Origin of the sequence: Rhodopseudomonas palustris, assembly GCF_003031265.1 — a bacterium.
In the GTDB taxonomy this organism is placed as follows: Bacteria; Pseudomonadota; Alphaproteobacteria; order Rhizobiales; family Xanthobacteraceae; genus Rhodopseudomonas; species Rhodopseudomonas palustris_H.
This window is the reverse complement of record NZ_CP019966.1, coordinates 3,273,701-3,291,349: the sequence shown is the minus strand read 5'-3', so window position 1 is coordinate 3,291,349 and position 17,649 is coordinate 3,273,701. Positions and strand designations below refer to the sequence as shown.

At 66.0% G+C, this 17,649-nt stretch carries 13 protein-coding genes; 8 read left to right on the top strand and 5 right to left on the bottom strand.

The window, feature by feature from the left end; genetic code table 11:
- Positions 1-125: 125 nt before the first annotated feature.
- Positions 126-3,899, bottom strand: a complete 3,774-nt coding sequence (locus RPPS3_RS15335; protein ID WP_107344869.1) for a vitamin B12-dependent ribonucleotide reductase — start codon at positions 3,897-3,899, stop codon at positions 126-128.
- Positions 3,900-4,565: 666 nt separating this feature from the next.
- On the opposite strand from RPPS3_RS15335, the gene RPPS3_RS15330 reads away from it, so the two are divergent.
- The 7 genes from RPPS3_RS15330 (at position 4,566) to RPPS3_RS15300 (ending at position 12,024) form a co-directional block, all read left to right on the top strand.
- On the top strand, positions 4,566-5,465 hold the full coding sequence (locus RPPS3_RS15330; RefSeq protein ID WP_107344868.1) for a DMT family transporter: 900 nt from the start codon (positions 4,566-4,568) through the stop codon (positions 5,463-5,465).
- Positions 5,466-5,572: 107 nt separating this feature from the next.
- Positions 5,573-6,562: a hydroxyacid dehydrogenase gene (locus tag RPPS3_RS15325; RefSeq protein ID WP_107344867.1), complete on the top strand. Its 990-nt coding sequence runs from the start codon at positions 5,573-5,575 to the stop codon at positions 6,560-6,562.
- A 197-nt stretch (positions 6,563-6,759) separates the two neighbouring features.
- Positions 6,760-8,190: an amidase gene (locus RPPS3_RS15320; RefSeq protein WP_107344866.1), complete on the top strand. Its 1,431-nt coding sequence runs from the start codon at positions 6,760-6,762 to the stop codon at positions 8,188-8,190.
- An 87-nt stretch (positions 8,191-8,277) separates the two neighbouring features.
- Positions 8,278-8,841 (top strand): hypothetical protein, encoded by a 564-nt coding sequence (locus RPPS3_RS15315; protein ID WP_107344865.1) that lies wholly within the window; start codon positions 8,278-8,280, stop codon positions 8,839-8,841.
- A 137-nt stretch (positions 8,842-8,978) separates the two neighbouring features.
- Positions 8,979-10,109 carry an 8-amino-7-oxononanoate synthase gene (locus tag RPPS3_RS15310; protein WP_107344864.1) on the top strand — a complete coding sequence of 377 codons (1,131 nt, stop codon included), beginning with the start codon at positions 8,979-8,981 and terminating at the stop codon, positions 10,107-10,109.
- Positions 10,106-10,744, top strand: a complete 639-nt coding sequence (gene bioD / locus RPPS3_RS15305) for a dethiobiotin synthase (protein WP_107344863.1) — start codon at positions 10,106-10,108, stop codon at positions 10,742-10,744. Before RPPS3_RS15310 ends, bioD begins: the two co-directional genes overlap by 4 nt.
- Positions 10,741-12,024: an adenosylmethionine--8-amino-7-oxononanoate transaminase gene (locus RPPS3_RS15300; RefSeq protein WP_107344862.1), complete on the top strand. Its 1,284-nt coding sequence runs from the start codon at positions 10,741-10,743 to the stop codon at positions 12,022-12,024. The genes bioD and RPPS3_RS15300 overlap by 4 nt, the downstream gene beginning before the upstream one ends.
- Positions 12,025-12,214: 190 nt before the next feature.
- On the opposite strand, the gene RPPS3_RS15295 is transcribed toward RPPS3_RS15300, so the two are convergent.
- The 4 genes from RPPS3_RS15295 to RPPS3_RS15280 form a co-directional block, all read right to left on the bottom strand.
- On the bottom strand, positions 12,215-12,826 hold the full coding sequence (locus RPPS3_RS15295) for a hypothetical protein (protein WP_107344861.1): 612 nt from the start codon (positions 12,824-12,826) through the stop codon (positions 12,215-12,217).
- A gap of 18 nt (positions 12,827-12,844) precedes the next feature.
- The gene (locus RPPS3_RS15290) at positions 12,845-13,582 is read right to left on the bottom strand and encodes a CerR family C-terminal domain-containing protein (RefSeq protein ID WP_107344860.1); all 738 of its coding nucleotides are present in this window, start codon (positions 13,580-13,582) and stop codon (positions 12,845-12,847) included.
- Between the two features lie 310 nt (positions 13,583-13,892).
- Entirely contained in the window at positions 13,893-15,302 is a 1,410-nt protein-coding gene (gene glnA, locus RPPS3_RS15285; protein WP_107344859.1) for a type I glutamate--ammonia ligase, read from the bottom strand.
- Positions 15,303-15,391: 89 nt separating this feature from the next.
- Positions 15,392-15,730, bottom strand: coding sequence for a P-II family nitrogen regulator (locus tag RPPS3_RS15280; protein ID WP_011158515.1), 339 nt, complete (start codon positions 15,728-15,730; stop codon positions 15,392-15,394).
- Positions 15,731-16,142: 412 nt separating this feature from the next.
- Here RPPS3_RS15280 and RPPS3_RS15275 point away from each other — a divergent pair, with 412 nt between their 5' ends.
- The gene (locus RPPS3_RS15275) at positions 16,143-17,642 is read left to right on the top strand and encodes an NAD(P)H-hydrate dehydratase (protein ID WP_107344858.1); all 1,500 of its coding nucleotides are present in this window, start codon (positions 16,143-16,145) and stop codon (positions 17,640-17,642) included.
- Positions 17,643-17,649 lie beyond the last annotated feature (7 nt).

Genomic DNA, 17,649 nt, shown 5'->3' with positions numbered 1-17,649 from the left:
CTCATAGAGATGATCGCTCGGCAGATCTGCCGAGCGATCGTTGGATTGAATTGGCTTTGATCCCGTTTTGTTGCGTTTACCGCGTCATCCTCATAGCGGTCTCCACTGTCGGTATTCGGTGTGCCTCACGAACACCCCGTCGTCGATCCGCAAGTATCACACTTCATACACGTCCCGTTCCGCACCAGCGTGAAGTTGCCGCACTCTGAGCACATCTCGCCTTCGTAGCCCTTGGCTTTGGCTTCGGCGCGGCGTTCGGCTTTGGTCGGGGCGGCCTGGGTCGCGGCGGTGGTGGCTTTGCTCCACTGCAGCGCTTCCAGCTTCTCGGTCGGCGACAGATCCGTCTGCACTTCCTGCTTCAGCGCGGTTGCGCCTTCGAGGGCGTCGCCGACGCGGGAGGAGGCCAGCGCGGTGACGGTCGGCGAGGCGCCGGCCGGGGCGTTGCGCGGCGTCGTCTCCGCCGGGTGGGCGGGGGTGCTGCGCATCACCACCAGATTGTCGGTGCGCGACCGGGTCAGACCCTTGGACAGATACTTGGTCGCCGCCGCGGGGCCGGCGATCACGCCGCCATCCGGCACCTTGCCTTCATCGACGCCCTTGCCGATGGCGTCGAAGCCGGTCTCGGTCGGATCGACATGGGCGAGGTCGAACCGGCCCATGTAGCTCACCGCCAGCTCGCGGAACACGTAGTCGAGGATCGAGGTGGCGTACTTGATCGAGTCGTTGCCCTGCACGGGGCCGGCCGGCTCGAACCGGGTGAAGGTGAAGGCGTCGACATATTCTTCGAGCGGCACGCCGTATTGCAGGCCGAGCGAGACCGCGATGGCGAAGTTGTTGATGAAGGAGCGCAGCGCCGCGCCTTCCTTGTGCATGTCGATGAAGATCTCGCCGAGGCGGCCGTCATCGTACTCGCCGGTGCGCAGGTAGACCTTGTGGCCGCCGACCACCGCCTTCTGGGTGTAGCCCTTGCGGCGATCCGGCATCTTCTCGCGCTCGCGCATCACCACGATGCGCTCGACCAGGCGCTCGACCACCTTCTCGGAGACGTGCGCGGCGCGGGCGGCCATCGGCTTGTCGAGGAAGGTGTCGATGTCCTCGTCCTCGTCGTCGTCCGCGATCAGCTGCGCGTTCAGCGGCTGCGACAGCTTGGAGCCGTCGCGGTACAGCGCGTTGGCCTTCAGCGCCAGCTTCCACGACAGCATGTAGGCGGACTTGCAGTCCTCCACCGTGGCGTCGTTCGGCATGTTGATGGTCTTGGAGATCGCACCGGAGATGAACGGCTGCGCCGCGGCCATCATCCGGATGTGGCTCTCGACCGACAGATAGCGCTTGCCGATCTTGCCGCACGGATTGGCGCAATCGAACACCGCGTAGTGCTCGGGCTTGAGATGCGGCGCACCTTCGACCGTCATCGCGCCGCAGATGTGGATGTTGGCGGCCTCGATCTCGCGCTTGGTGAAGCCGAGCGCGGTGAGCAGGTCGAAGTTTGCTTGCGCGATCTGCTCGGCTTCGATCTTGAGGACGTCCTTGAGGAAGTCCTCGCCGAAGGTCCATTTGTTGAAGGCGAACTTGATGTCGAACGCGGTCGGCAGCGCCTTTTCGACCTTGGCGAGCGCTTCATCGGTGAAGCCCTTGGCCTTCAGGGTCGAGGCATTGATCGCCGGCGCGTTCGACAGCGAGCCGTGGCCGACGGCATAGGCCGAGATCTCTTCGATCTGGTGCTCCGGATAGCCGAGCACGCGCAAGGCGGCCGGCACGGCGCGGTTGATGATCTTGAAGTAGCCGCCGCCGGCCAGCTTCTTGAACTTCACCAGCGCGAAGTCGGGCTCGATGCCGGTGGTGTCGCAGTCCATCACGAGGCCGATGGTGCCGGTCGGCGCGATCACGGTCACCTGGGCGTTGCGGTAGCCGTGCTGCTCGCCGAGTTCGAGCGCCTTGTCCCAGGCCGCCTTGGCGTGGGCGACGGCGTCCGGGATCGGGCAGCCGGCGTGGTCGAGCGGCACCGGGTTGACCGACAGCGCCTCATAGACGCGGGTCTCGCCATGCGCGGCGCGGCGGTGATTGCGGATCACGCGCAGCATATGGTCGGCGTTCTTCTTGTAGCCGGGGAAGGCGCCGAGCTTGGCGGCCATCTCGGCCGAGGTCGCATACGCGGTGCCGGTCATGATGGCGGAGAGGGCGCCGCACAGCGCGCGGCCTTCCTTGGAGTCGTAGGATAGACCCATGGTCATCAGCAGGCCGCCGATATTGGCGAAGCCGAGGCCGAGGGTGCGGAATTCGTAAGACAGCTCGGCGATCTGCTTGGACGGGAACTGCGCCATCAGCACCGAGATTTCGAGCACCACGGTCCACAGCCGGCACAGATGCTCGTAGGCGTCGAGGTCAAAGCGGTTGGCACCGACGTCGTAGAACGCCAGCAGGTTCGCCGAGGCGAGGTTGCAGGCGGTGTCGTCCAGGAACATGTATTCCGAGCACGGATTGGACGCGCGGATGTCGCCGGACGCCTTGCAGGTGTGCCAGTCGTTCATCGTGGTGTTGAAGTGCAGGCCGGGATCGGCGCTGGCCCAGGCCGCGGTGCCGATCTTCTCCCACAGGTCGCGGGCCTTCAGCGTCTTCACCACCTTCTTGTTGGTGCGGGCGGTGAGGTGCCAGTCGCCGTCGGTCTCGACCGCGCGCAGGAAGTCGTCCTTCAGCGACACCGAGTTGTTGGAGTTCTGGCCGGCGACGGTGAGATACGCCTCCGAATCCCAGTCGGTGTCGTAGATCGGGAAGTCGATCTCCTTGTAGCCCTGCTTGGCGAACTGGATGACGCGCTTGATCATCGCGTCCTGCACCAGCGCGCGGCGCGCCAGCTTGACCTCGCGGCGCAGCGCCGGGTTCTTCTCCGGATCGAAGCAGTCGTCGCCCGAGCCCTGGCAGTTGACGCAGGCCTTCAGGATCGCCTTGAGGTGCTTCTGGTTGACCTTGGAGCCGGTGACGAGAGCGGCGACCTTCTGCTCCTCCTTCACCTTCCAGTCGATGTACGCCTCGATGTCCGGGTGATCGACGTCGACCACCACCATCTTGGCGGCGCGGCGGGTGGTGCCGCCGCTCTTGATGGCGCCGGCGGCGCGGTCGCCGATCTTCAGGAAGCTCATCAGGCCGGAGGACTTGCCGCCGCCCGACAGGCGTTCGCCTTCACCGCGCAGCCGCGAGAAGTTGGAGCCGGTGCCGGAGCCATACTTGAACAGCCGGGCCTCGCGGACCCACAGGTCCATGATGCCGCCGTCGTTGACGAGATCGTCCTCGATGCCCTGGATGAAGCAGGCGTGCGGCTGCGGGTGCTCGTAGGCCGACTTCGACTTGGTCAGCTTGCCGGTCTTGTAGTCGACGTAGTAGTGGCCCTGGCCGGGACCGTCGACGCCGTAGGCCCAATGCAGGCCGGTGTTGAACCACTGCGGCGAATTCGGCGCCACCATCTGCATCGCCAGCATGTAGCGCAGCTCGTCGAAGAAGGCGCGCGCGTCGTCTTCGCTGGAGAAGTAGCTGCCCTTCCAGCCCCAATAGGTCCAGCAGCCGGCGAGGCGGTCGAACACCTGCTTGGCGGAATGCTCGGAGGTGTAGCGCTCGCTCTCGGGCAGAGCGGTGAGGGCGTCGGTGTCGGCGACCGAGCGCCACAGCCACGACGGCACGCTCTCTTCTTCGACCTTCTTCAGGCGTGCGGCGACGCCGGCTTTACGGAAATACTTCTGCGCCAGCACGTCGGAGGCGACCTGCGACCAGAACTCCGGCACCTCGACATTCTCGAGGCGGAACACCACCGATCCGTCCGGATTGCGAATCTCGCTGGTCGTCAGCCTGAACGCGATGTCCGCGTAAGGAGACTGGCCGTCCTTGGTGTAGCGCCGTTCGATCTTCATCTCGTGCCCCGTTCAAGTCGCCCGAACCCCCGCCTTGGGTGGCCCAGGAAGTTGCTAGATGGACGAACCTTGTTCGCCCGGCGAGCCGTGACCCGGCTCCATCTGTTTTCGCGGGCAGAGGCGACGGCCGCATTTTTTGCAGCCGGACACTCCACCCAACATAACGCCCCATGTCGCTTTGCGAGCCGTTTTGCCGGCCCGTCGGAATGCGCCCCAACGGTCGATTTAGGAGCAGACGACGCCTCGCCCCGCTGCCGCTGTGGCCGTCGGAGGTGGTCGGTCTGGACCCTTCTGGGAAACGTCCGGCGGGACAAAAACACTCCCTCGCTGGACGGCCCTGAAGCTAGGCCGACTCCGTCCGACCCGTCAAGCAATAGTGCGGGTTCCTGAATCAAATACTAAATGTGGTGGATTAGGGTGGAAAACAGGGGCCGCGGCTCGCCCTGACCCGGTCAAGTATCGGTGAGTCCTCAGAGATTCCAAAGATCAAAAACGCGGCGCGGCGCCGCCGATCGCGGCTGCACCCGCTGTTCACAGGACAGGTATTTTTTCGCTTCAGGGGCTTGCCAAACCCGACTCAGGAGAGACGGCCAAAAGGTGTCTGATTACGGGTGGCGCCGGCCACCCAACACCGGCATTCTGTGCGCTCCTCCTGCCGGGTTTTCCATGTCCGATCCTTCTCCGATTCCCGCGCGCGGCCGCATCGCGTCCGGCGGCCTGGTGTTCCTGACCGTGACCACGGTGGCCTGGGGCCTGAGCTGGCCGGTCACCAAATATCTGATCGCGCAGTGGCCGCCGCTGCCGCTGCGTGGGCTGACCGGCATCGCCGGCTCGCTGGCGCTGTTCGGCTATGCGGCGCTGCGCGGCGACAGCCTGGCGGTGCCGCGCGACCAGCGGCTGCGGCTGGTGGTCTCGGCGTTCTTCAACGTCACGCTGTGGATGGCGGTGATGGGTCTGGCGCTGCTGTGGCTGCCGGCGGGCGAGACCGCGGTGATCGCCTACACCATGCCGGTGTGGACCGCGCTGCTCGCCTGGCCGCTGCTCGGCGAGCTGCTGACGCTGCGGCGGGTTGCGGCGCTGGCGCTGGCGTTCGGCGGCATCGCGGCGCTGATGGGCGCGGCGGGCTTCGCCGCCAGCATGACGAAGCTGCCCGGCATCCTGCTGGCGCTCACCGGGGCACTCGGCTTCGCGCTCGGCACCATCTTCCTGAAGCGGTTTCCGATCGCGCTGCCCGGTGCCACGTCCGCGGCGTGGCAGATCGGGCTCGGCTGCATTCCGGTGGCGGTGATCGGGCTCGCCTTCGAGATCCCGCACGCCTCGGTGCTGACGCCGCTCGGCTGGGCCGGGCTGGTGTATCTCGTCGTGATCCAGTTCTGCGTCGCGTACGTCTGCTGGTTCGCCGCGTTGCAGCGGCTGCCGGCATCGGTCGCGGCGATCGGCACCATGGCGACGCCGGTGATCGGTGTCGTCGCTTCGGCGGTCGCGCTGCATGAGCCACTTGGCGTCGGCCAGATCGCCGCGCTGGTGATGACGCTGACCGGCGTGGCGCTGGCGACGCGGTCCTGATCCACGGCAATTGCCGGTGGACCGCGCCGCGCGCGGCCTGATACAAAATGCCGTCGCCGCCATCTCACGAGCGGCGCGGACAACGAACAAGACCCCAGGGGCATGAAATGACGTCCAACACGAAGAAGCTGCTGGTGACGGAATCGTTGTCGCAGCGGGGCAGGGCGCTGATCGCCGCGCGCGGCGATATCGAGATGATCGAATTTCCCAACATGATCTCGGCGGAGGATTTCGACGCGCTGCTGCGCGCCGAGGCGCCGGTGCACGGCGTTGCGCTCGGCGCCACAAGGTTCGGCGAGCGCGAACTCGACGCGGCGCAGGAGATGCGCGTCGTGGCGCGGATCGGCGTCGGCTTCGATGCCATCGACGTGCCGGCGCTGAATAAGCGCAAGGTGCCGCTGATGACCGCCGGCACCGCGAATTCGCCGTCGGTCGCCGAGCAGGCGCTGTTCATGATGTTGACGCTGGCCAAGCGCGGCGCCGAGCTGCACGCGCTGGTGAAGACCGGCGCCTGGGCGACGCGGCTCGGGCTGCTGCCGTTCGATCTGTTCGGCAAGACGGTGCTGATCGTCGGCTTCGGCCGGATCGGCACCCGCACCGCCAAGCGCTGCCTGGCGATGGAAATGACCGTCTTGGTGTACGACCCTTACGTGCCCGCGGCGGCGATCGAAGCGGCCGGCTGCAAGGCAGTGGACGATCTCGCTGCGGCGCTCCCCGACGCCGATTTCGTCAGCCTGCACTGCCCGAAGACGGCGGAGACCACCGGGCTGTTCGATGCGGCGCTTCTGTCGAAGATGAAGCCGACCGCGTATCTGATCAACACCGCGCGCGGCGGCATCGTGGTCGAGCAGGCGCTGTACGAGGCACTGCTCGCGGGCAAGCTCGCCGGCGCCGGGCTCGATGTGTTCGAGCAGGAGCCGCCGCCGCACGGCCACAAATTGTTCGATCTCCCCAACGTGATCATCGCGCCGCACGTCGCCGGCGTCACCCGCGAAGCGCTCGACCGGATGGGCGAGCAGACAGCCCGCAACATGCTGAGCGTGCTCGACGGCGATCCGATCCGCGTCAACGTCGTCAATCAGGACGTGCTCGGTTAGTTGGGCGCTCGGCGCTCATCACCTTGGCGCACGTCATTGCGAGCACCCGGATCGGCGCTCCGCGCCGTCCGACCACAGGCTCCGCGAAGCAATCCAGGGCCGCAAGTCCGAGTTGGATTGCTTCGTCGCTTCGCTCGCAATGACGCCTCAAAGATCATTGCATCATCACCAAAACAAGATTCGGGGAGAGGTCGATCATGGCGTTCAAGGAGTACGGCGATTACGACGGCGTCGGCCTCGCCGAACTGGTCCGCAGCAAACAGGTCACGGCGGCTGAACTGCTCGACGAAGCCATCGCGCGGACCGATGCGCTCGATCCCAAGTTGAATGCGGTGGTGGTCCGGCACGACGACTACGCGCGCAACCAGATCGAAGCCGGCCTGCCGCAGGGGCCATTCAGCGGTGTGCCGTTTGTCTTGAAAGATCTCGACCTGCTCGCCGGCACGCGAACGACCTTCGGCGCCAGCCTCTACAAGGATTTCGTCGCGCCCCACACCGGCACGCTGGCGGGACGGTTTCTTGCAGCCGGCGTGACGATCTTCGGTAAGAGCGCCAGCCCGGAATTCGGCCTGATGCCGACCACGGAGTCGCGGCTACACGGCCCGACCCGCAATCCGTGGAATCTCGATCATTCTTCCGGCGGCTCGTCGGGCGGTGCTGCGGCGGCGGTAGCCGCGCGCATCCTGCCGGTGGCGCACGCCAGCGACGGCGGCGGCTCGATCCGGATTCCGGCGTCCGCCTGCGGCGTGTTCGGGCTGAAGCCGACGCGGGCGCGCAATCCGATCGGCCCGGATCGCGGCGAGGGCTGGGGCGGCTTCGCCTGCGGTCACGTCGTAAGTATCAGTGTCCGTGATAGTGCGGCGATGCTCGACGCGCTGCACGGCCCGGAGCCATCGAGCCCTTACGTTGCGCCGCCGCCCGAGCGTCCGTTCGCGGAGGAAGTCGGGCGTGAACCGGGGCGGCTGCGGATCGCGTTCACCGACCGCTCGGCCTACGGCGATGCGATCGATCCGGAAGTCGCGGCGGCGGTGCGTGATACCGCGAGGCTGCTCGAAGGCCTCGGTCACCACGTCGAAGAACGCGCGCCGGTACTACCTGCCGATCCGGCGCAAGTGATCGCCACCATCGTTGCCTGCAACACCGGCCTTGCGGTGCAGCTCGCCGAACAGACAGTCGGCCGTGCGATGACCGAGCGCGACTTCGAAGTGCTGACGCTGGCGTCGGCCGCCAATGCACGCAAAGCGAGCGGTGTCGATTATTGCGCGGCGCAGCTCGCCGCGTTCCAGATCTCACGCGCGATGGCTGATTTCTTCGCCAATGTCGACGTGTTCTTGTCGCCGACGCTCTGCACGCTGCCGCTGCGGATCGGCGAGATCGATACCATGGCGCACGACCTCTCCGGGATCAGCCCGACGCTTCGTCGGTATATTCCGGGCACGAGCCTGTCTAATATGTCCGGACAACCGTCGATGTCGGTGCCGCTGGCGTGGAGTGCGAGCGGCCTGCCGATCGGCATGATGTTCGCGGCGAAGTTCGGCGACGAAGCCACGCTGTTGCGTCTTGCTGCGCAGCTCGAGCGCGAACGGCCGTGGAAAACTCGGCGCCCACCGGTCTGTGCCTCGACATAGCCACACAAAATAGAAACCAGCGACCATTGTCTGCGTTGACGTGTTCGGCCTTGGTGTTGTCTTCAGGCCGACTGGAGGAGCTTTGTATTGACTGCCAACGACCCGACCGATGAAGCGCTCGCGGCGATCGCGAGCATCTTCGAAAAGCCCGACGCCAAGGCGGAGGCGCGAGACGAAGTGGTGCCGGAGGAGGGCTCGCCCTCTGTCCCGCCGTCGTCCGATGCCGACGCGCAGGGCGACGAGCCTGTTGCGGCCGAGGCAATGTCCGACAGCGATGTCTCCGACTCCGAGTCAGCCGCTGAACCGGTGAAGATGACCGACGAGCCCGCGTCGGGAGCGGTGCCGGAGCCCGACGACAGCGACGACGATCTCGAGCGCTATACCCGCGAGGGCCCGGGACCGCTGGATGCGCTGCGCTTCAAATGGCGCATGCGCCGCGACGACCGCGGTTATTTCGTCGACGAGACCATCGGGGCCAGCGTGCATCCGATTTCCAGCGGGCCGATGTCGCGTGCTGATGCCATCGCCTTCATCGAGGCCCGCGACCAGGAGACCCGGCGCCGGTTCGAGGCGCTGCGCCACGAGATCGTGATGGGCCCGTCGGAGCGGGGCTATGACGAGGACAGTGACGAGCTCGACGACGCGCGCTAAGCAAGGGCCGCGCTGAGCCGGCCTGTGGTTCCTACCGCCTGCGGCCGGCCGTGCGCCGCATAATGCACCACCTGCGGCGGTCAAACGACGGCAGCGCCCGCTCTGCGGCAAGCTGCCGCACCACCAGGACTAGATCAATGTACCAGAGCCTTGAAGCCGACCTGCGTTCACTTGCGGATGCGGGGCGGCGACGTAAGCTCCAGCCGCGCGCCGGTGTCGACTTCACGTCCAACGACTACCTGGGCCTCGCCGAGTCCGATGAACTCCGCCAGGCCGCCGCCGATGCGATCGCGCGCGGCGTGCCGGTCGGAGCCGGCGGTTCGCGCTTGCTGCGTGGTAATCACGAAGAGCACGAAGCGCTCGAAGCGGAAGCGGCCGATTACTTCGGTGCGGAGAGTGCGCTGTATCTCGGTGGCGGCTTCAGCGCCAATCATGCGATCTTTGCGACGCTGCCGCAGCGTGGCGATCTCGTGCTGTACGACGAACTGATCCACGCCAGCGTGCACGAAGGCATGCGCCGTGGCCGCGCGACCTGTGAGAGCATCCCACACAGCGATATCGACGCCTTCGATACGCGTTTGCGGCAATGGCGAGCCGGCGGTGGCTGTGGTCGCGCCTGGATCGCGGTCGAAAGCGTGTACAGCATGGACGGCGACAGCCCGCGGCTCGACGAGCTGGTCGCGGTGGCGGATCGGCACGACGCCATTCTGGTGATCGACGAGGCGCATGCTACCGGCGTCTGCGGGCCGGAGGGGCGGGGGCTGGCCGCCTCATTCGAGGGCCGCGCCAACGTGATCACGCTGCACACCTGCGGCAAGGCACTGGGCACCATGGGCGGCTTCGTGCTCGGCCCGAAGATCGTGCGCGACTTCCTGGTCAACCGGGCGCGGCCGTTCATCTTCGCCACTGCGCCGTCGCCGCTGATCGCTGCTGTGACGCGGGCGGCGCTCGACATCAGCCGCAACCGGCCGGAGCGGCGGGTGCGGCTCGCATCGCTGGTCGCGTTCGCGGACCGCGAGCTGAAGCAGCGCTGCGGCATCACCTCGTCCGGCTCGCACATCCTGCCGATCATTGTCGGCGCCAATGCCACCGCGGTGGCGCTGGCGGCATCGCTGCAGCGGCGCGGCTTCGACGTCCGCGCGATCCGGCCGCCGACGGTGCCGGAAGGCACTGCGCGGCTGCGTATCGCGCTCAGCGCCAATCTGTCGGAGGAGGTGATCGCCTCGCTATTCGCAGCGCTCGCCGAAGACATGAGGGCAGCAGCATGAGTGCGCGGATCATCGTCACCGGTACCGACACCGGCATCGGCAAGACCGTGTTTGCCGCCGCGCTCGCCGGCGCGCTGGATGCCAGCTATTGGAAGCCGGTGCAGTCCGGCCTCGAAGACGAGACCGACGCCTGCGCGGTGCAGCGGCTGTCGGGACTTGCCGCCGATCGCATCCTGCCGGAGCGCTACCGGCTGAACACGCCGGCTTCGCCGCATCTCGCCGCGGCGATCGACGGCGTCAGCATCGATTACAATGCGCTCGAATTGCCTGCGGTGCCGCGTCCGCTGGTCGTGGAAGGCGCTGGCGGACTGATGGTGCCGCTGACGCGCGAGGTGACTTACATCGACGTGTTCGCGCGCTGGAAAGCGCCGCTGGTGCTGTGTGCCCGCACCTCGCTCGGCACGATCAACCACACGCTGCTGTCGATCGAAGCGATCCGGGCGCGCGACATTCCGCTGTTCGGCGTCGCCTTCCTCGGCGACGAAAACACCGACTCCGAACAGATCATCACCGAGCTCGGCCGCACCCGCCGGCTCGGCCGATTGCCGCTGCTGGCCACGCTCGAGGCAGCCGCGCTGCGCGCTGCGTTCGCGGCGGCGTTCGATCCGCGGGACTTTGTTGGAGACGCGCCATGAGCCACACCTCGCCGGTCTGGCATCCGTTCACCCAGCATGCGGTGCAGGGTGAACCCCTGACGATCGTGCACAGCGAGGGCGCCTGGCTTCAAGCCGACGACGGACGGCGTATCTTCGATGCGATCAGTTCGTGGTGGGTGGTGACGCATGGCCATCGCCATCCGACGATCATCTCGGCGATCAAGCAGCAGGCCGATCAGCTCGATCAGATCATCTTCGCCGGCTTCACCCATCCGCCGGCCGAACAGCTTGCGCAGCGCCTGGTCGAGATCACGCCGCCCGAGCTGACGCACGTGTTCTACTCCGACAGCGGCTCGACCTCGGTCGAGGTCGGCTTGAAGATGGCGCTCGGCTATTGGCTGCATTCCGGTGAAAGCCGGCGGCGCATCCTGGCGCTGGAGGGCGCGTATCACGGCGACACCATCGGCGGCATGTCGGTCGGCGAACGCGGCGTGTTCAATGCACCCTACGATCCGCTGCTGTTCGACGTCAGCCGGCTGCCGTTTCCACGCGCGGGAGCCGAGCAGGCGACGCTCGACGCGCTGGAGCAGGCGTGCCGTGCCGAGGCGGTGGCGGCGATCATCGTCGAGCCTCTGGTGCTCGGGGCCGGCGGCATGCTGATCTATCCGCCGTGGGTGCTGGCCGAGATGGCGCGGATCTGCAGGGCGCACGGCGTGCTGCTGATCGCCGACGAAGTCATGACCGGCTGGGGCCGCACCGGCACGCTGTTCGCGTGCGAACAGGCGAACGTCGTGCCCGACATCGCCTGCTACTCCAAGGGACTGACCGGCGGCTCGGTGCCGCTCGCAGTGACGATGTGCCGGCGCGAGATCTTCGACGCGCATTTCTCGACCGACCGGCGCAAGACGTTCTTTCACTCCAGCTCCTACACCGCTAATCCGATCGCCTGCGCCGCGGCGCTGGCTAATCTTCAGGTGTGGGGAAGTGAGCCGGTACGGCAGCGGATCGATGATCTCGCCGCAGTTCACGCCCGTGCGCTCGATCGTTTTCGCGACGACACGCGCTTCGCCAACGTCCGCCAGATCGGCACCATCGCGGCAGTCGATCTTCAGGTCGGCGACAGCGGTTATCTCGCCGACGTCGGGCCGCGGCTGTATGCGTACTTCATTGCTCGCGGTCTGTTGGTCCGTCCGCTCGGCAACACGATCTACCTGATGCCGCCCTATTGCAGCACAGCGGCGGAGATCGAGGCGGTGTATGATGCGATCGCCGCGGCGCCCGAGGTGCTGGCGCGTAGCTGCGACGTAAGCTCGCTCTAAGACCTCATGGGGAGGAGGCGCGAAGCGCCGTCTCGAACCATGTGCCGCGAGCTCGTGCGGTGCCTTCATCCTTCGAGACGCCCGGCTCCGCCGGGCTCCTCAGGATGAGGAGCCCGTGCTTCGTTGGCGCTATCGCTTCAGCTGATCGATGAAGCATTCGAGGCGAGGGGGGAGAGCAGACTGTCTGCTGTTACTTCTTCGGGGTGAACGCCTGCGAGATCCGGGCCCAGGTCTTCTCGTACACCGCGGCGGTTTCATCGAGGCCGGCCTTGAGCGCGTTCCAGGTTTCGTCGCCAGCCGCCGACAATTGAGTCAGCTTCGGGCCGAGCGTCTTTTCGGTTTCTTCGGTCCAGCGGCGGAGCTGGGATTCCATTTCCTTGCGGCCCTGTTCGAGCGCTGCGGCGGTGCCGGTCTGGATCGTCTCCAGCGACGACAGGAACGACTGCCGCTGTGCTTCGGCGCGGGCGGCGAGCGCATCCTTGACCAGCCCGGCCTGATCGCCGGCGGTGCCGAGGAATTTCTGGAACGCCAGCTCGACCTCGTTCCACTGCGCTGAGACGGCCGACAGCGCGGCGTCGGTCACCTGCTTCGAGGCGCCAAGATCGGCCTGCAGCGCGTTGACTTGCGTCTGGAAGGCGTCACGCGCGGTGCGGAGCTGCGCAAGGGCTTCCTGCGCCTTGGCGCTCGAAGCATCGCCGAGCTTGGCGGCCGCTTCCTCGATCTTGGCGATCGTCGCGGCGGACTCGTCGAGCTTCTGCTTGGTCCATTCCAGATAGGCTTGAGTGAGATCGGGCTTGGTCATGGCAGCCTCCTTTTGAAGTCAGGCCGTGGGGGATGGTTGGGCTCCGAACGCGGAGCCGAGCGGGGGATGGACGTCGGACGGGGCGCCTGCGCCGATGCCGAGCAGTTCGGCCAACGCCAGCCGCCGGACGGCCGTCTCGACGGTCCGCTTTCGCTCGGCGTCGAATGTGTCCCAGCCGAGTGAACTCAGCATGACGTTGCGCATGGTGCGGAAGTTGGAGATCGCGCCGAGCACGATCGCGACACGGACCTTCAGATCCTCGTCGTCCGGCGAACGTCCGGTGGCGGCGGCCACTTCGGCGATCAACGCGGCCTGAAACCGCGCGACCGATTGGTAATAGATGATGCGGAAGGCATCGTCGGCGTCGCGCTCGCAGCGGACGAAGAACACCGTCCAGGCCTCGGGCTCTTCGTCGCCGGCGATGAACTGGAAGAAGCGCATCACCACCGCGTCGATGTGACGGGCGGGGTCGGCGCTGGCCGTGCGGAGCTGGTCGATCAGCGGCTCGATCCGGGATCGCATGTAGTCGGCGATCGCTTGCGCGGCGGCGAGGTACAGCTCGCGCTTGCCGCCGAAATGATACGGGATCGCCGCCTGATTGACTTTGGCCCGCTCGGCGAGCTGGCGGGTGGTGGCGCCGTGGTAGCCGACCGAGCCGAACACCTCGATCGCTGCCTCGATCATCCGGGCGCGCGTGTCGTGGCTTTGCGAGCCGAGCGCGGGCCGGAGCAGGTCGGTGTGGCCGTTGGACTTCATCGTCGACGCCTCATTGGCATCTGTTTAATTCATTCGAATGAATGAGGCTTTGCGCTGGATCAATCGTGCGCGCCCGCGCGCGATAGCCGCTGTCGCAGGCATAGGGGGCCTTCATGTTTTCACGCGGACGCACCACTTGTGCGCCTGGTTCGAGATGGTCGAGCCCGAGTCCCTACGACGAGGTCGTCCAGGGTTCCTGCCGCGGCACGGCGTTGTGAGAGCGGTTTTGTGTTTGATGAAGCGCCATCATCCAAAAGAAAAAGGCGCCCCGCGAGGAGCGCCTTTTCCCTGACTGGTATCGCGGAAGCGATTAGTACGAGTAGTACATCTCGAACTCGACCGGGTGCGGAGTCATTTCGAACCGCGCGACTTCGGTCATCTTCAGCTCGATGAAGGCGTCGATGAAGTCGTCATCGAACACGCCGCCGGCCTTGAGGAAGGCGCGATCCTTGTCGAGGTTCTCGAGCGCTTCACGCAGGCTGCCGCAAACGGTCGGGATCTGCTTCAGCTCTTCCTTCGGCAGGTCGTACAGATCCTTGTCCATCGCCGGACCCGGATCGATCTTGTTCTTGATGCCGTCGAGGCCGGCCATCAGCATCGCCGCGAAGGCGAGATACGGGTTGGCCATCGGGTCCGGGAAGCGGACTTCGACGCGCTTGGCCTTCGGCGAGGTGGTGTAGGGGATGCGGCACGAGGCCGAGCGGTTGCGGGCCGAGTAGGCCAGCAGCACCGGCGCTTCATAGCCCGGGACCAGACGCTTGTAGGAGTTGGTCGACGGGTTGGTGAAGGCGTTGATCGCCTTGGCGTGCTTGATGATGCCGCCGATGTAGTGGAGGCAGGTTTCCGACAGGTCGGCGTACTTGTTGCCGGCGAAGGTCGGCTTGCCGTCCTTCCAGATCGACTGGTGCACGTGCATGCCCGAGCCGTTGTCGCCGTACACCGGCTTCGGCATGAAGGTCGCGGTCTTGCCGTAGATGTGGGCGACCTGATGGATGCAGTACTTGTAGATCTGCATCTGGTCGGCCATGTGGGTCAGGGTGTCGAACTTCATGCCGAGCTCGTGCTGGGCCGAAGCGACTTCGTGGTGATGCTTCTCGACCTTGACGCCCATCTTGGCCATCGCGCCGAGCATTTCCGAGCGCATGTCCTGCACGGAATCCTGCGGCGGAACCGGGAAGTAACCCGCCTTGGTGCGGATGCGGTGGCCGAGGTTGCCGCCTTCGTACTCGGTGTCCGAGTTGGTCGGCAGTTCCGACGAGTCCAGCTTGAAGCCGGTGTTGTACGGGGTCGCCGAATAGCGCACGTCGTCGAACACGAAGAACTCGGCTTCGGGGCCGACGAACACGGAGTCGCCGATGCCGAGCGCCTTGACCTGGGCTTCCGCCTTCTTGGCGATGCCGCGCGGATCGCGGTTGTAGGGCTCGCCGGTCGACGGCTCGAGAATGTCGCAGGTGATCACCATGGTGGTCTCTGCGAAGAACGGGTCGATCGTCGCGGTCGACGGATCCGGCATCAGGGTCATGTCGGACTCATTGATCGCCTTCCAGCCTGCGATCGAAGAACCGTCAAACATGGTGCCTTCGGAGAAGATGTCCTCGTCGATCATCGACACGTCGAAAGTGACATGCTGCCACTTGCCGCGCGGATCGGTGAAACGCAGATCGACGTATTTCACGTCGTTGTCCTTGATGGATTTCAGGACTTCTTTAGCGGTCGTCATGAGTACCCCTTTGCTACGGGTCGTCGTGAAATGGCGGCCGGATCGGCCGCCAGGTGATGCGATCAGGCGAGGGTTGATAGGCCGGGTGCTTAGATGGCGTCCAGTCCGGATTCGCCCGTCCTGATGCGGATGGCTTCTTCAATGTTGGAAACGAAAATCTTGCCGTCGCCGATGCGGCCGGTCTGGGCGGCGCGCCGGATGGCGTCGATCGCTTTCTCGACCAGGTCGTCGGCGATCACGATCTCGATCTTCACCTTGGGCAGGAAGTCGACGATGTATTCCGCGCCGCGATACAATTCGGCGTGGCCCTTCTGCCGGCCGAAGCCCTTGGCTTCCGTGACCGTGATCCCCTGCAATCCGACTTCCTGCAGCGCTTCTTTGACCTCGTCGAGCTTGAACGGCTTGATGATGGCTTCGATCTTCTTCACTTACACTCTCCCCGGACTTCCCACGTCGTGAGTCGGCATGTGTATGCCAGATTGCGCGACGCTGCGCAGTTGATCGATAACACCGCGGCCGACTGGGTGAGCAACACCATCCCCAAATCCCGCCAGGCCGGAACTCGGAAAACGGTCGCGCAGACCCCGCCTCAAAGAGGCGAGCGCGAGGGATCGAAACTGGCTTCCGTAAAAGCAGGGTCCGTGCCAATTTGCGCATCGGCCGATTATGAAGCTTTATCAGGATATTAATCGCCCGCAGCGTTCACTGAGCGGATGCAAAATGGGCTTTGCCTGATCAATTGTTCAGCAATCAGCCTACCGATTGTGCATTTGAGGGTTTTGTCCGGTCTCGCACCGTTGATGCTGCCTTCGCTGCAGGCGACTGTACCGGGAATTGGGCATGGAACTGTTGACGCCCGCTGAAATGGACCGCGCCGACCTGTTGACGATCGCAGGCGGATCGTCAGGCTTCGCGCTGATGTTGCATGCCGGCCGCCACGTCGCCCAGGCGGCGATCGATCTCGCCGAGGAGGGCCCGATCCTAGTGATCGCCGGTCCCGGCAACAACGGCGGCGATGGGCTGATTGCCGCGACCGAATTAGTTGCGCTCGGCCGCACCGTGCATGTGATGCTGCTCGGCGAGCGCGAAGCGCTAAAGGGCGATGCGGCGCTGGCGGCGCGGGAGTGGAAGGGGCCGCTGTTGCCGTTCCTCACCCAGTCGATCGGCTCGCCGGCGCTGATCATCGATGCGCTGTTCGGCTCCGGCCTAAACCGGCCGGTGAAGGATCAGGCGCTCGAGGTGATCGAGGCGGTGAACCACAGCGGCGTGCCGGTGCTGGCGGTCGACCTGCCGAGCGGCATCAACGGCGCCACCGGCGCCGTGATGGGCGCGGCGATCCGGGCGCGCGAGACCGTCACCTTCTTCCGCCGCAAGATCGGCCACCTGCTGCTGCCGGGCCGGCTGCACTGCGGTCAGGTCCGGCTGGTCGATATCGGTATCGAGCCCGGAGTGCTGGGCGAAATCCGGCCGCAGGCGTTCGAAAACGATCCCGATCTGTGGCTGCCGGACTTTCCGGTGCCGCGTGCCGACGGCCACAAATACGGTCGCGGCCATGCGGTGGTGGTGTCAGGCGAGTTGTCGCAGACCGGGGCGGCGCGGCTTGCTGCGCGGGGCGCGCTCCGTGCCGGGGCCGGTCTGGTGACCGTGGCATCGCCGCGCGATGCGCTGGCCGTGAATGCGGCGGCGCTGACTGCGGTGATGGTGCGGCCGGTCGATACGCCGGATGAGCTCGGCACGATGCTGGCCGACCGCCGTTTCAACGCCATCGGGATCGGGCCGGGCGCGGGGATTGGCGACGAGACCCGCGGCAAGGTGCTGGCGGCGCTGGCTGCCGGTGCCGCGGTGGTGCTCGACGCCGACGCGCTGACCAGCTTCGCCGGGCATCCGGACGAGCTGTTCGAGGCGATCAAATCGGCCAGCAATCCCCAGGTCGTGCTGACCCCGCATGAAGGCGAATTCCCGCGCTTATTCAGCGATATGAGCAACAAAAATCCACTTCGCTCGAAGCTTGAACGAGTCCGCGTAGCGGCGCAGCGCTCCGGTGCCGTGGTGCTGCTCAAGGGCGCCGATACGGTGGTGGCGTCGCCGGACGGCCGGGCGGCGATCGCTGCCAATGCGCCGCCGTGGCTGGCAACCGCCGGCTCCGGCGACGTGCTGACCGGGATCATCACCGGCCTGCTGGCGCAGCGCGTCCCGGCGTTCGAAGCCGCCTGTATCGGCGTGTGGATGCACGGCGAGGCGGCGTGCGAGGCCGGTCCGGGTCTGATCGCCGAGGATCTGACCGAGACCCTGCCGGCGGTGCACCGCCGGGTCTATGACGCGCTCGGCATCGAGTACTGAGCGGTTC

Coding starts and splice junctions, on each gene's coding strand:
- RPPS3_RS15335 (WP_107344869.1), bottom strand. CDS start 3,899: ATGAAGATCGAACGGCGCTACACCAAGGACGGCCAGTCTCCTTACGCG.
- RPPS3_RS15330 (WP_107344868.1), top strand. CDS start 4,566: ATGTCCGATCCTTCTCCGATTCCCGCGCGCGGCCGCATCGCGTCCGGC.
- RPPS3_RS15325 (WP_107344867.1), top strand. CDS start 5,573: ATGACGTCCAACACGAAGAAGCTGCTGGTGACGGAATCGTTGTCGCAG.
- RPPS3_RS15320 (WP_107344866.1), top strand. CDS start 6,760: ATGGCGTTCAAGGAGTACGGCGATTACGACGGCGTCGGCCTCGCCGAA.
- RPPS3_RS15310 (WP_107344864.1), top strand. CDS start 8,979: ATGTACCAGAGCCTTGAAGCCGACCTGCGTTCACTTGCGGATGCGGGG.
- bioD (WP_107344863.1), top strand. CDS start 10,106: ATGAGTGCGCGGATCATCGTCACCGGTACCGACACCGGCATCGGCAAG.
- RPPS3_RS15300 (WP_107344862.1), top strand. CDS start 10,741: ATGAGCCACACCTCGCCGGTCTGGCATCCGTTCACCCAGCATGCGGTG.
- RPPS3_RS15295 (WP_107344861.1), bottom strand. CDS start 12,826: ATGACCAAGCCCGATCTCACTCAAGCCTATCTGGAATGGACCAAGCAG.
- RPPS3_RS15290 (WP_107344860.1), bottom strand. CDS start 13,582: ATGAAGTCCAACGGCCACACCGACCTGCTCCGGCCCGCGCTCGGCTCG.
- glnA (WP_107344859.1), bottom strand. CDS start 15,302: ATGACGACCGCTAAAGAAGTCCTGAAATCCATCAAGGACAACGACGTG.
- RPPS3_RS15275 (WP_107344858.1), top strand. CDS start 16,143: ATGGAACTGTTGACGCCCGCTGAAATGGACCGCGCCGACCTGTTGACG.